This window comes from Halosimplex halobium (assembly GCF_051414055.1).
GTDB classification, from domain to species: domain Archaea; phylum Halobacteriota; class Halobacteria; order Halobacteriales; family Haloarculaceae; genus Halosimplex; species Halosimplex halobium.
Genome location: NZ_JBLKNX010000001.1, coordinates 47,387 through 61,644, shown reverse-complemented (window position 1 = coordinate 61,644; position 14,258 = coordinate 47,387). Strand labels below are relative to the sequence as shown.

Below are 14,258 nucleotides of genomic sequence, written 5' to 3'. Positions count from 1 at the left end.
GGTTTCGGTACGTCGGCTGCGGTACGGCGGGAACACCGCATAGCGGACCGCGGGACGCTCACCTGTCCAGCAACCGTCTGACTGCCGCTTCCGGTCCGCGGATCGCCCGAACGAACTCGCCCGTCTCGATGTCGACTTTCACCGTCGCCCAAGTGTTCCTGTGGAGTTTCGTCGAGATGCAAAACGCCTCGTCTTCGGGCCCGGGTGGGAACGTCCAGGTCTCGTCCGTCCGTCGCTCCCACAGCAGCGATCCAGTCTCGTCGAATCCGTACAGTGCCGTGTTCCCTTCGACGGCCGGCTGGACGACGAGGAGCGTCTTCCCGTCGGATACCTCGTATCGATCCGACCGGACCCGGATGTCAAGATCGGAGCGTCCCCGGGCGGTTCCGTCCGGCTCGAACCAGTGGAGACCGTATTCGGTCTGGACGATCACTGTCCTCTCGGTTCGTTCGATGGATTTGACGGGCTCGTCGAACGTCCGACGTTCGTCACCGAACGCGACGGTCCGCGAGTCTTCGATTTCGACCGGCGTGTCTCCCCCAGACATCAGTTCCCTTTGCGGTTCAGCTGTTTTTATTGTTACCGCTGACAGTCACCAGTGGCCGGAGAGCTATCTGCAGGTGCGTCGACATCGTCCCACCGGTCGTCGAAGACAGTAGCGTCCCGAGCAACCGCCTCGATCGATCCGAGTGGCTTCCACTGCGGGTCGGTGAACGGCCAGGCGCTCGTTCCGGGGTTTGGCATGATCTCGTACTGGACGACACCACCCTCCAGTTCCCCGCCTTGTTCGGCTATCACCGCGTCCCTGTCGAGTCTGTTCGGATACTCGCTGGGGTGGAACCCGCCCGCGTAACTGACCCTCATTGGAACGTCGATACTCCTGGGTACGAACACCTTCGCGACGCAGTCGTACTCCCCCCACCCGTACGTCGAGACGTCCGTTACCAGACTATTGTTCCAGAGAGCGAACCGATTGATTATCGACTGCGTGTCGTATCCCCGGACGGCACTCGGCCTCGCAAGCCAGTTCCCCGTCACGTATCCGTCGGAGTCGTAGACTCGCGCGAACGTATCCGACCGTACCGTCTCGATCTGTGTCACGATCCCCGGCTCCCGGTGTGACGGGACGCCGCCTTCGTAGCTGTTCGTGTCATCGGCGGTCAAGAACATCGTTACATCGTGTTCTTCGATAAGGCTGTCCCCGTTGCCGTTCCCGTCCCGGAGGAGGTAATACAGCGCGTTTTCGACGTTCTCGAACCGGATCTGCGGAGTCGTCAACATCGCTCGCCACGTGTTAGCGACCTGGTCATCGTCGGGGTCGCCAGGTTCGTCGCCTTTGATCAGGTCCGCATACAGGGTCTTGTTGTCGCTGTCCGGAAGTCGGCAGTACTGATACTTCCAGAGGTAGCGCTGATACGACTGTGAAAGCCCGTCGTACCAGTTCTCCGCGTCGCTGTCCTCTTCCAGTTTATCGGTCAGGTCGTCTTCCTCGCAGTTGTCCGGCCCGGGCGCGTCGAACTCGAACTCGTCGTCGCTGCTGTCGTACTCCAGGGGCACGTCGCTGACCGCGCTACTCCCCGGCACGTAGTCCGCCAGCGACGCTTTGAGCGGACCCTCCCCCGGCTCGTTGATGTTACTACACTTGCCCGCGTTGATCGCACCGGGGTTGAACCCGGGCCCGACGTGGCCCCAGGTCGCCGAGCACATGTTCCGCCACGGCTTGCTGTTGCGGTCGGTCTTGATCGTCCAGTCGTCGCCCACGCCGTAGCGCGGCTTGGGGTACACCGTCCCGCCGGGGACCGGAATGACGACCGCCGTCGACGCCGAGAAGTTGATCGGGTCGACCTGCCCGACGCGCCGCTTTTGCCCCGCGATCTCCAGGTCGACCGGCATCTCCTGGCGGACGTACGTCGTGGTCTTCGGCGAGGCCGGCGCGCTGTTGTCCGCCGTCACCTCGAAGCGGCCGTACTCGCCTTTGACCTGCACCGACCAGTGGTCCACCGAGAGATACCAGTAGCTCGGCCAGGGCACGATCGGCACCCCGGGGTAGCCGAACGTGTTGTGCTTGCGGACGGCCATCGGGACGTGCTGGGTGTCGCCCGCCTCGGTCACGGTCGCGTAGCTCGGCCGCACCGCCGGCACGGTCGCCCGCGAGACCGGCCCCGTCGTCAGATAGGTCGGCGAGGCGTCGACCGTGTAGCGGATGTCGCCCAGCAGGTCCGTGTCGGACATCGTCCCCGGGCTGTACAGCGGTCCAGACCCGTCGATCTGGTCGGACGCGAAGTCAAGCCCCTTGTTCAGGACGTTCGTCGCGCCGTCGACCTTGCTGGAGATCTCGTCGTCGACGTCGCTGGAGGACTCCGACCGCGCGCTCTCGACGCGGTCGATCCACCGGTGGACCGCGTCGACGTACTCCATGCGCGCCTCGGCGATCGCCTTCTGGCGGGCGCTGTCGTAGGTCCCCGACATGTCGTAGTAGACGTGGTGGGACGTGTTGGTGCGCTCGCGCAGCGGGCCGAACACGTCGCTGCCGGTCGCCATCTCCGTCGGCGAGACCTCCAGGTCCGAGACGGGTTCGGGCGGCGCCGACTCGTCGCCGACCACGTGCTCGTGGAGGGAGACCACCTCGTCTTCGAGGTCGCTCCGCAGGGTCGACCGTTCGCTCGCCGAGACGAACGTGTCGGGGTCGATCGACGTACTGGCGGACAGCTGGTCGGAGACGGCCGACTCGAGGTCACTGGCGCTCTCGATCGACCCCGTCGAGATGGCGTCGCCGAAGTTGCCGTCCGGGTCGCTCGGGTCGACGTTCAGCCCCTCGCGGATCGACGCCGCGACGGCCTCCTCGAAGTTGGGGCTCGACCCGGTGTAGGCGCCGTCGGTCCCGTTGTGCGAGACGTTGATCGCCGGGTCGTCGCTGTAGGTCCCGCTGACGGTCACGTCCACCTCCCAGGTGACCCGCTCGCGGTCGGTCTCGTCGTCGTACTCGTAGCACGGCCCGGTCGGTGTCGGCGTCGGGGTGCCCGACCCGGACGACCCCGACGAGCACGGTTCCTGGCGGCGGTACTCCCTGGTCTCCGTCAGGACGTTCGTCACCTCGACGCGGAACTCGTGGAGGTCGCGGGTCCGCGCCGTCGACTCGTCCCAGACCGGCGAGTGGTCGACGGTGACGTCGACGGTGCGGTCGACTTCGACCGGGCCGTCGTCCCACTCCGACCAGCCGCTGCCCGGCGGTTCCGTCGCCGCCGGCATCTCGCCCGAGAGCTTCGTGGCGCCGCTGGTGCTCGTCGAGACGGAGTAGGAGAACACGCGGTCGATCAGCCGCTCGAAGGTGTCCCGATCGGTGAAATCGGTGGGCAGGTCCTCGTCGAGTTCGGGCGCCTGGTCGGTGCCGTTCGGGTCGTCCTGTTCGGTGTCGTCGCTGTACTCGGGGTCGTAGTCGACCCGCTGGGCGAGGGTCTCGTCCAGCGCCGGCTCGGCGAACTTGTCGATCTCGACGGTGCTCTCCTTGTTGAACGCCCGCTGGGCCTGCTGGCCGATGAACTGGTTGACGACCTCCTGCACCGAGCTCGGCGGGGTCCCGCTCGCACCGCCGGTGACCATCGCCGCGGCCGCGCAGAAGTCCTTGGCATCGAGCCCGGAGACGGCGCTCCCGAGCCCGTACCGGCTCTTCCAGTCGCTCGTCGAGCTCTCGTCGTCGAGGCTGCTCCCGCCGGCGCCCTCGGTGTAGTCGTCGCTGGAGCTGCTACCGCTCCCGGACCGGCTGAACGCCCCCGCCTCGTAGAGCTTCTCGACGTTCCTGACGACCATGCAGGCGTACGCCGAGCCCATCACCCGGGTGTAGCCGGGGTCCCGCGTCCCGAAGACCTCCCCCTGGACGGCGAAGTTAGCGCTGTTGGCCAGCACCTCGATGTCCTTCTTCATCACCATCTTGCCGAACGCGTCGGCTTTCCCCGGCGGCGCCATCCGCTCGTAGTAGGCCTTGGCGTACATCAGCGGGTACAGCCGGGCGGCGAACTGCTTGCCGAAGCCGCCGGTCCCGGAGGCGAAAAACCCCTTCGCGAGTTTGTCCTGGTACTTCTGGGTCTTGTGCTGGAGCAGCAGGCTCGTCGACGCGACGGAGACCGTGATCGGCTCGGTCTCGCTGGCGCGGATCTCCCCGTCGCCGACGACCTCCGTGGTGAGCCCGTCTATCGTCGCCGTGACCGTGCCGTTGGACAGGTCGTCGTCGGGGTCGTCCATCCCCGCCTCGAGGTCGACGCGGTCGATGGCCGCCCGGATCGACGACTCCGTGTAGCTGACCGGCGGGAGCGACGTGCGGGTGACCGACCCGTCGCTCAGCCGCTGGCGGGCGCTGTCCAGTTGCGCCTGCACTTCGAGGTAGGCCCGCAGTTTCACGTATCGCCGGTAGACGGCGTTGGGGTCGGGGTCGCTGGCGCCGTTCGCCAGCGCTCGCCCGGCGGGCGTGTCCGCCGGGATCGTGACCGGCTCCCGTGCGGCCGCCCGCGCCGCGTCGGAGACCGCCTCCCGGACGACCGACTGGGCCGCCCCCTGGGCCTGGTCCATCGCGAGCCCGACGTCCGTGTCGGTGTCGGCGTCCTCGCGGGACTGCATCACGCCGACCACGGTCGCGCTCGTGATCAACACCAGCACCCCCACGACCGCGAAGGGGACGCGCGCTCTGTTGCTCGTTGCGACTGACAGCGTTCGCCTGTTCCGGTTCATTCGTTCCAGGTCGTGACCGTGATTCTCACTTCACCGACCGAGACGGCCGACGCGATGCGCTCGGCGTCCGCGCTCGGGTACTCGTGCCGTAGCTCCGCCTCGATCATCGCCGCGAGGCCGCCCCGGAGATCCTCGTTGGCCGCCGTCGCGTCGGCCTGTGTCCGGCTGACCGGCCTGTCGACGCTCCCGCCGATCGACGGCGTCGTGTCGAACGCCGGGCGGTCGACGATCTCGGCCATCCGCTGGTAGCGGTAGACGACCAGCGCCCGGCCGAGGCCGTTCCGTTCGAGCGCGAGCTGGGTCTCCCCGGGCGGGAAGTACCCCTCGACGACGGCCCCGGCGATCACCTCCGAGACGCCGCTGTACCCGTCGATACGGAAGGCCCGCTCCAGCGCTGCGTCGTCGACCGGCGGCAGCTTGCTCGGGACCACCAGCGTCGCCGTGCTCGTGTCGACGCCGGCGGGCAGGTCGGCGCCCGCCTCCGTGCGGCCGCGGATCGCCGAATCGGTGTAGGGAGTCCAGAGCGCGACGACGTGGGCGTCACGGCCGACGCTCGTCAGCGCGTCCCTGACCGCGCCGTCGACCGCCGTCTCGAAGTCCCGGCCCGCCTTCGTCAGGTACCTCGGTCCGTCGGGGTCGTAGGCGTCGGCGTCGTTCCCGTCGGGGAACACCGCGTTCGTGACCGCGGCGTCGGCCAGCAACCCCGTCAGCGTCCCGTGCGTCGACCGCTCGTAGTCGTAGCCGTCGTCGCTGAAGTGGGGCTCGCCGCGCACCGGGTCGAGCGTGTACTCGACCGTCCGGGTCGCCGCCGCCAGCGTCTCGGCCGTCCGGTCGGCCTGCATCGGGTCGTGTGCGGGCTCGTCGTCGGTCAGCGAGACCGCCAGCACCGCGACCGACGCGCTGACCAGCAACAGCGCGAACGTCACGTCCACGACCGTACTGATCGCTCTGTCCGGCCGTCGTCTCGTCACGGGCAGACCCCCCGGTCCGCGCCGCGCCGAACTCGGCTCGTCCCCCCGAGCGTCGACAACCGATGCTGCACACCCCCATTGGTCCCGTCATGTTATTTAAACGTAACACGGGTGGCCCCCCGGCGCAGATGGCCGGAAGTCCGGTCGGTAGCGGCCGACCGCGGACTCACTCGTCGTCGAGCTGGGCCTCGACGCGGTCCCGCAGGGCGTCGGCGTGTTCCTTGGCCGTCGCGGCGTGGGTCGAGTCCTCCGTCTCGACGAGGCGCTCGACCGCCTCCCGGAGCGCGACGAAGTCCTCGGGATCGTTCTCGAAGAAGTCCCCGAGCTGGTCGACGTGTTCCCGGGCCGCCGAGGCGTTGGTCTCGTTGTATCCGACCTCGAGCCCCGCCAGACGGGCGTCTAGGTCTTCCAGCGTCTCCAGCACCCGCTCGTACGGCCCCGGCGCCATGTACGACCCTTCCTCCCCATGGGATAAAAACTACTGTGGTGCCAGCGAGCGCCGACCGCCACACACGGACGGGGTGGGACCCGGCCGGCGTCCGCGGCGCCGAGCCAGCCGGATGTTCACGGGTCGAACCCGCGCGTCCGCGGCGCCGGACCAGCCGGATGTCCCCGGCGCCGACCCTCGTTCACTCGACGCGGGCGTCGACGACGACGTGGGCCACGCCCTCGCTGTAGCCCTTGACGCGGCGGGTTTCGAGCAGTTCGACCGAGCGCCCGTGCTCGTCGGCCGCGTCCCGGAGGCGTCCGACGGGGCGGTCGGGTACCAGCGCCTCGGGCGTCGCCTCGTGCATGTGGACGACGCCGCCGGGCTCCAGCGCCCCGAGCGCGCTGTCGAGGTACTCGTGGGCCTCGTAGTAGCCCATCACGACCCGGTCGGCGCGCACGTCCGTCGCCGCGTCGACCTGTTCTAACACGTCCCGGCAGTCCGCCCGGTAGGGTTGGACGCGGTCGGCGACGCCGTTGCGGCGGACGTTCTCCAGCAGGTACTCGAAGGATGCGGGGTTGCGCTCGATTGCGGTCACCTCCGCGCCCGCGCGAGCCATCGGGAGCGCGAAGTAGCCGATGCCGGCGAACATGTCGACGACGCGCTCGCCCTCCGGGACGATTTCGCCCATCCGCGCCCGCTCGGCCTTGTTCCCCGGCGAGAACATCACCTCCGCGAGGTCCATCGCGTAGACGGTGCCGTGTTCGCGGTGGACGGTCTCGGTATCGCCTTCGCCCGCGAGCACCGTCACGTCGGGCTCGCGGTGGGCGCCCGTGATCGGCCCGCGCGCCAGGACGGTGTCGGCGGCGCCGTGCAGGTCCAGCAGCGCCTCGCCCAGCTCCCCCGGGCGCGGTGCGTCGCCGGGGTCGACGAGGACGACCGTCCCCAGCACCGCCCACGACGAGGGCGCCCGGTCGACCTCCGCGTCGGTCCAGCCGCGCTCGCGGAGGTAGTCGGCCAGGTCACGGAGGCGCGGCTCGCCGACCTGTCGCACGACTTCGCGGTAGTCGACGGCGTCGGGGACCGCGGTCACGGGGACCGAGACGCTGCCCTCGTCGTACTCGCGGACCGAGCGGTCGGCGTCGTAGACGCCCGCCCGCTCCAGGTCGTCGATGACCGCCTCGGCGCGGGACTTGTCGACGACTACCGCCAGTCGCTCGTCGCGCTCGTCCATCTACTCGCCACCAGACGGTCGACGGCCGAAACGGTTTCGAGTCGCGAGCGGCCGAGGAGGATCAGGTCGATTCGGGCTCGCGGTCCTGGCCGGGCGCCGCCGGTCGGTCGTCCGAGCGCGTCCGCGAATCGTCGGCGGCCGGGTCGCGTGCGGACACGGACCCGGCGGTCCCAGGTGGTTCGTCGCCCGGGCGGTCGTCCGGCCGCTCGCCGGTCGCGTCCTCGGCCGCCAGCAGTGCGTCGAGACGGCGCTCGAACTCGACCTGGTCGATCTCGCCGCTCGCGAACCGCTCGCGGAGCGTCTCGACGGGGTCGTCGCCGGCCGACCGGCCGCCGTCCGACGCTCCGCCGTCGAACATCGACGGCAGGTCGACACGCCGCTCGCCGAGCGATCCCGGCAGGTCCACGGGCGAGAGGTCGAGGACGACCCACGCGAGGATGGCGGTCACCGGCGTCGCGAACAGCCAGCCCGTCACCGCGATCTCCAGGGCGGTCACGACGCCGGCGTTGAACAGCGCCAGCAGGGCGACCGGCAGCGTCGCGACGGCGATCAGCACCGGCAGGAGCGCGACGAACCGGCGGGTCACGGTTCGTACCGAACGGAGGGCCTCGAACATATGTCGGCCAACCGGCCGAATCACGAAAAAAGTTGCCGCTCCCCGGTCAGAACTGCCGCGGGCCGGACGCACCGTCGGACCAGTCTCCGACGCACGACGGCGCCGGTCAGTCCTCGTCCGCGCCGGCGGCGGCGTCCGGGAGAATGTGCAGCCCCTCGCGGTGTTTGATCACGGGCACATCGTCGGCCGCCGGGTCGAAGTAGTCCGGTCGGGGGATCGTCTCGGCCGCGTAGGTCTCCGGATCGAGCACCTGCACGGCGTTGTCGTCCTCGACGGCGACGACGGTCGTCTCCCGGGCGTCCTCGCGGGTGCCGAGCCGGCGGGCCTCGGGGGCGTCGCCGTCCTCGAAGCTCGCCTCGTAGTCCTCGCCGGTGGCGAGGCGGGTCCCCTTGAGGTTGCCCCGGACGCTGCGGACCAGCACCGGGCCGTCCCCGTCCTCGGGGTCGATTATCTCGCCCGCCCTGTAGCGGGGCAGGCGGACGGCGAAGGTCACGCGGTAGACCTCGTTGCCGTCGCCGTCCTCGGTGACCAGCGTCTCGTAGTCCTCGAAGCTCCCGCCCAGGCGGTCGACGATCCGCTTGGCGATCCCCTGGCCCATCTGGTTGGTGGAGATCTTCATGTTCAGCCCCTCGTCGACCTCGTCGACCTCCGTGATGAACGCGTTGCGGTCGCCGGTGGCCTCCCGGTCGGCGATGTACGCTTCGGCCACCTCCCGGGCGATCTCTTCCTCCTCGTCGGTCGGCGTCCGCTCGTCGGCGCGGACCTGCACGATGGCGGCGTAGGAGCCGCCGGCGATCCGGCCGCAGCGGTCGCAGGTCTGGCGGGCGATCTTGACAGGGACGACCACCTCCTCGGAGACGAGCGTCCCGCGGACCACGCCGGAGAACTGGCAGTGCATCCTGATGTTGTTCTCGTCGACCTGCTCGGGGGCGACCTCCCAGCTCACGTCGGTGGCCTCCAGATGGACCCCGAGCGCCTCCGAGACCTCCTCGACGGCGATGTCGGTGTAGTCCTGGGCGCCCACGTCGACCCAGCGGTTGCCCCGGTGGACCGCGCCGCAGCGCGAGCAGACGCGCACGTCGATGCGGTCGGGCGCGTCCACGAGGTCGAACTCCGCGAAGTAACAGTCGTCGCAGAGCACGCTATCGCCGTCCCGCGGCCCCGCCGCCCCCGGCGCCGTCGGCCGGGCGTCGAGGTTCGCCTCGATCTCGTCCCCGCAACGGGGACAGAACTCGCCGGAGCGACTCATTGCCCCGTCGTACTGGCCTCGCGCGGTTAAGCGTCGCGTTCCCGGTCGGGCGGCGCCCGCCGGGCGGCGACGCCGGGCGACGCCGCGGCCGCCGGGAAACTTAACCCCAAGCCGCGCCACCGCGGTGGTATGTCCGTCCAGACAGGCGCTCGCCCGGCCGCCGGCGACGCCGCGCCACCCCGTCCGGGGTGGTGCCCGTGCTGACGAAAGCCATCGAGTCGGTGAAGGTCTTCGCCGAGAACAACCCCTCGCTGCGGGACCTCGCGCGCGGCCGGCGGCGGCGGTTCGACGACGTGGAGTGCGTCCTCCCCTCCCGCGTCGCGGCCACGGAGTCGCTGTCGGCCACCGTCTCGGTCTGGGACGAGTACCTCCGGCTGTTGCCCGACTACGGGGGGACGCTGACCGTCGACAGCACCGACCCCGAGGCGATCCACCCCGAGGAGATCGACTTCGAACTGACCGACGAGGCCGTGACCGAGCTGGCCGGCGTGGCCTTCGAGACGCCGGGCGTCCAGTACCTGACGCTCACCGACGAGTCGGGCCGGCGGTTCACCAGCAACCCCGTCCAGGTGTTCGACTCGGAGCCCGACCGGCGACTCTACTGGGGCGACATCCACCTCCACTCGCAGTTCTCCGACGGCGCGGGCTCGATGAGCAAGGGGTTCCGGTTCGGCCGCGACGTGATGGATCTGGACGTGGCCGCCTACACCGACCACGACACGATGGGATTTTTCATCCCGCCGAAGCTCCAGCGCCGCCGGATGCACGGCGGGCACTTCGAGGACATGAAGACGGTCACGAACCACTTTCACGACCCCGGGGAGTTCGTGACGCTGTTCGGCTACGAGTGGACGAAACAGCCGAACATGGGCGGGCACGTCAACGTCTACTTCGAGGGGGTCGACGAGGCGGAGCTGTTCGACTCGCTGGACACCGAGACGAATCGCTACGAGAAGCTCTTCCGCCGGCTGCAGGCGTGGCGCGAGGAGACCGGCAACGAGGTGCTGGCCATCCCCCACCACCCCGCCGAGGCGATGTACCCCTTCGACTTCTCGAACGTGGACTACGACGACGACATCGCGCCGCTCGTCGAGGTCTATTCGCAGTGGGGCTCCAGCGAGATGCCGGCCGACGAGGGCAACCCCAAGCCCGTCCGGATGGGCCAGGGCGAGATGGGCACGCCGGGCCACTACGTCCAGGACGCCCACGAACTGGGCTACCGCGTCGGGATGATGGGGTCGTCGGACTTCCACGCGCCCAGGCCGGGCCGGTCGCACATCCACCTGCCGCCCCATCTCCCCTCGCTCGGCGACATCTGGGAGGACGGGATCGGCTGGGGGCACATCTGGCGGGTCTGGGACGAGGGGTCGTATCCGGGCGGGCTGACGGGCTTCTACGCCGAGGATCTGACCCGCGAGTCGGTCTTCGAGAGCCTGCGCTCGCGGCGGGTGTACGCGACCAGCCAGCCCCACCGGATCCTCGTCGAGTTCGCCGTCGACGGGACGCAGGTCGGCGAGGCCGACAGCACCGTCGTCGCCGACGGCGAGCGCACCGTCGAGTGGCTGGTCGCCGGGACCGCTCCCCTCGAACGGGTGACGGTCGTGAAGAACAACGACGACTGGCACGTCATCGGCGGGACGGCCGACGAGTCGGCCGACCTCGACGCCTACACCGAGGCCGGCGAGGTCACCGACGACGAGCCCGTGACCGGGATGTCCTGGGACGCCGACGGAGCCGGCGAGTCCGCACCGCCGGTCGGGGACACTCCCGACGAGGAGCGCGGCAGCGACGCCGACGTGTACTACCTCCGCGTCGAGCAGGCCGACGACGGGATGGCCTGGGTCGGGCCGGTCTGGGTCGAATCCGGGGCCTGACGGGGGAACCGCGAAAGCGGTCGGCACCGCCGGCTCGCCGCCCCGGCTATCACCGTTGAGAATCGCGCACGAACGCTTTACACGGAGTACTCCCCCGTATCGCACGATGACATCGGATGCACCTTCTCTCCTGCCGGGGGTGATCAGGCGGTCGTACGCCGCTCGCCTCGGCGCGGCGCTGGCGGTCGCGGTAGTGGTGATGATCGGCTTCGGGGCCGTCATCAGCACCCAGGCGTCGGCAACGCTCCAGGACGACGTGGAGGACGACCTCCGGACCCTCTCGGAGACGCGGACGGACGAACTCGACGCGTGGCTCGGGAGCGTCCAGCGCGAGGCCGTGCTCACCTCCCGACTGGAAGCCGTCCGCTCGGGCGACGGCGCGGCCGTCGACCGGGCACTGACCGACCAGTTCGAGTCCGGCGCCGTCCCGCCGGACGTGGTGGCGATCCACTACCTCGACACGGAGTCGATGGTGTTCACCGAGAGCACGAACGACGAGTTCGAGGGGGTCAGCCCCGCCGAACAGGGCGCGCCGTTCGCGACCGACCCGCCGTCGTTCGACGGGCCCGACGACACCTACGTGACGGAACCGTTCTCCGTGCCGGCGGTCGACCACCCGGTCGTCGCCGTCGTCACGCCCGTCCCCGGGGTCGAGAACCGCGCGCTCGTGTTCATGACCGACATCGCGGCGCGGTCGCAGGCGCTGGCCGGGTCGCGCGGCGACACTTCGACGGTCGTCGTCAACGACGCCGGGCGGTACGTCGCCCACCCCAACGAGAGCCGGATCCTGACCGCCCACGAGGGGATGAACGGGTCGGCGCTCGCGCCGGGCGAGACCTCGTTCATGGACATGGGCGACACGCTCATGGCGAGCACGAAGATGGAGACCAAAGACTGGACGGTCATGATCCACTCGCCGCGCGAGGTCGCTTACGCGCTCGGTTCGCAGATCAACTCCGACCTCGTGGGACTGGTCCTGCTGGCGATCATCAACCTCGGGCTCGTCGGCGTCACCGTGGGCAGCAACACGCTCATCTCGCTGCGGCGGGTCGCCGACCGGGCGGGCTCGATGGCCGACGGCGACCTGGAGGTCGACCTCGCGACGACCCGCGAGGACGAGATCGGACGGCTCTACCGGTCGTTCCAGGAGATGCGTGACTCGATCCGCGAGCAGATCGCCGAGACCGAGGAGGCGCGGGCACAAGCGGAGGAGGCACGCGCCGACGCCGAGGAGGCCCGCGAGCGCGCCGAACGGGAGGCCGCCGAGATGGAGTCGATGACGACCCATCTGGAGACCAAGGCCGCCGAGTACGGCGACGTGCTGTCGGGCGCGGCCGACGGCGACCTCACGCGGCGGGTCGACCCGTCGAGCGACAACGCCTCGATGGCGTCGGTCGGCGAGAGCATCAACGAGACGCTCGACGCCCTCGAGGAGACCATCGCGCGGACGAAGTCGTTCGCCGACGACGTGTCGTCGGCCAGCGAGCGGGTCGGCACCAACGCCGAGCGGGTCGACCAGGCCAGCGAGCAGGTGCGGTCGTCGATCGAGGAGATCTTCGAGGGGACGACCGAACAGTCCGAGCGCCTGGAGGACGCCGCCGGCGAGATGGAGAACCTCTCGGCGACGGCCCAGCAGGTCGCCTCCTCGGCCCAGCAGGTCGCGACGACCTCCCAGCAGGCCGCCGAGGTCGGCGAGGAGGGCCGCGAGGCCGCCCAGCGCGCCATCGAGGAGATGGGCGCCATCGAGGGCGAGACCGAGGAGACCGTCGCGGCGATCAACGACCTGGACGACGAGCTCGACGAGATCGGCCAGATCGTGAGCGTCATCACGGAGATCGTCGAGCAGACGAACATGCTGGCGCTCAACGCCTCCATCGAGGCGGCCCACGCCGACGGCGACGGCGCCGGGTTCGCGGTCGTCGCCGACGAGATCAAGAGCCTGGCCGAGGAGACCAAGGAGGCCGCCGGCGACATCGAGTCGCGGATCGACGGGATCCAGTCCCAGGCCGGCGAGACGGTCGAGCGGATGGAGTCGACGAGCGAGCGGGTCACCGACGGCGTCGGGACGGTCGAGGAGGCCGTCGACGCCCTGGAGACCATCGTCGAGTACACCGAGGAGGTCGACACCGGCATCCAGGAGATCGACGACGCGACGGCCGAACAGGCCCGCACCGCTCAGGACGTGATGGGCACCATCGACGAGTTGACGGCGATCAGCCAGCAGACCGCGACGGAGGCGGACACGGTGGCCGGGGCGGCCGACGACCAGTCCCAGTCCATCGACGAGGTGGCCACCTCCGCACAGGAGCTGCGCCGGCAGGCCACCGAGCTGGCCGACGCGCTGTCGCGCTTCGAGACGCGGACCGGCGTCGAGGGCGCGGGAACGGCAGCGACCGCTGCTACGGACGACTAACCATGCTCGGACTCACAACCTGGTTCACCATCGGCACGCTCGGAATGGTCGTCGGGACCGCCATGCTCGCCTACGGGGTGACACTGGTCCCCGACGAACGGAATCGGACGCTCGCGCTGGCGGCGGTCGTCCCGGCGATCGCCGCCGTCGCCTACGCGCTCATGGCGCTGGGCTTCGGCGGCCTGACGACCGCCGACGGCGGGACGGTCTTCGTCCCGCGGTACGTCGACTGGCTGCTCACGACGCCGATCCACGTGGCCATCATCGCCCTGGTGGCCGGCGCGTCGACCGGCCTGATCGCCCGGCTCGCGACGCTGCAGGCGCTGACGATCGTCTTCGGCTTCGTCGGCGCGACGCTCGCGGCGCCGCTGAACTGGGCGCTGTACCTGGCCGGCGGCGCCTGTTTCGCGGGCGTCGTCTACCTGCTGTACGGCGACTGCGAGGCGCTGGCCGCCGGGGTGTCCGACGACGTGGCCGCTCTCTTCCGCAAGCTGCGCTCGTTCGTCGTCGTCCTCTGGCTGGTCTACCCGGTCATCTGGCTGCTCGCGCCGGCGGGGATCGGGCTCATGGACACCGAGACGGCCGCGCTGGTCGTCACCTACATCGACGTGGTCGCGAAGGTCGGCTTCGGTCTCATCGCGATCAACGACTTCGCCAGCATGGCCGTCGCGACCGACGAGACCGCCGACGCCGACACGACCGTCGGCGACGCGGGCGTCGCGGACTGACGGCGGTACCCGTTTTCCGGACCG

General features: G+C 69.8%; 10 protein-coding genes. 3 read left to right on the top strand and 7 right to left on the bottom strand.

Annotation, left to right across the window (positions count from 1 at the left end; all coding sequences use genetic code 11):
- Window positions 1–58: 58 nt before the first annotated feature.
- From ACMGFG_RS00310 to ACMGFG_RS00280, 7 genes are all read right to left on the bottom strand, one after another.
- Entirely contained in the window at window positions 59–433 is a 375-nt protein-coding gene (locus ACMGFG_RS00310; RefSeq protein WP_436928355.1) for a hypothetical protein, read from the bottom strand.
- 146 nt (window positions 434–579) lie between these two features.
- Window positions 580–4,722: a DUF7286 family protein gene (locus ACMGFG_RS00305; RefSeq protein WP_436928354.1), complete on the bottom strand. Its 4,143-nt coding sequence runs from the start codon at window positions 4,720–4,722 to the stop codon at window positions 580–582.
- Complete coding sequence (locus ACMGFG_RS00300; RefSeq protein WP_436928353.1) at window positions 4,719–5,693, bottom strand: DUF7284 family protein; 975 nt, start codon at window positions 5,691–5,693, stop codon at window positions 4,719–4,721. The genes ACMGFG_RS00305 and ACMGFG_RS00300 overlap by 4 nt, the downstream gene beginning before the upstream one ends.
- A 166-nt stretch (window positions 5,694–5,859) precedes the next feature.
- Entirely contained in the window at window positions 5,860–6,141 is a 282-nt protein-coding gene (locus tag ACMGFG_RS00295) for a hypothetical protein (protein ID WP_436928352.1), read from the bottom strand.
- Window positions 6,142–6,322: 181 nt separating this feature from the next.
- A complete protein-coding gene (locus ACMGFG_RS00290; protein WP_436928351.1) occupies window positions 6,323–7,354 on the bottom strand; it encodes a class I SAM-dependent methyltransferase in 1,032 nt (343 codons plus the stop codon).
- Window positions 7,355–7,415: 61 nt separating this feature from the next.
- Complete coding sequence (locus ACMGFG_RS00285; RefSeq protein WP_436928350.1) at window positions 7,416–7,970, bottom strand: SHOCT domain-containing protein; 555 nt, start codon at window positions 7,968–7,970, stop codon at window positions 7,416–7,418.
- Between the two features lie 106 nt (window positions 7,971–8,076).
- Complete coding sequence (locus tag ACMGFG_RS00280) at window positions 8,077–9,219, bottom strand: 60S ribosomal export protein NMD3 (protein WP_436928349.1); 1,143 nt, start codon at window positions 9,217–9,219, stop codon at window positions 8,077–8,079.
- Window positions 9,220–9,410: 191 nt separating this feature from the next.
- Between ACMGFG_RS00280 and ACMGFG_RS00275 the strand changes: the two genes are divergently transcribed.
- From ACMGFG_RS00275 to ACMGFG_RS00265, 3 genes are all read left to right on the top strand, one after another.
- Entirely contained in the window at window positions 9,411–11,093 is a 1,683-nt protein-coding gene (locus tag ACMGFG_RS00275; protein ID WP_436928348.1) for a DUF3604 domain-containing protein, read from the top strand.
- 106 nt (window positions 11,094–11,199) lie between these two features.
- Window positions 11,200–13,506 (top strand): methyl-accepting chemotaxis protein, encoded by a 2,307-nt coding sequence (locus tag ACMGFG_RS00270; RefSeq protein ID WP_436928347.1) that lies wholly within the window; start codon window positions 11,200–11,202, stop codon window positions 13,504–13,506.
- Window positions 13,507–13,508: 2 nt separating this feature from the next.
- Window positions 13,509–14,234, top strand: a complete 726-nt coding sequence (locus tag ACMGFG_RS00265; protein ID WP_436928346.1) for a bacteriorhodopsin — start codon at window positions 13,509–13,511, stop codon at window positions 14,232–14,234.
- Window positions 14,235–14,258 lie beyond the last annotated feature (24 nt).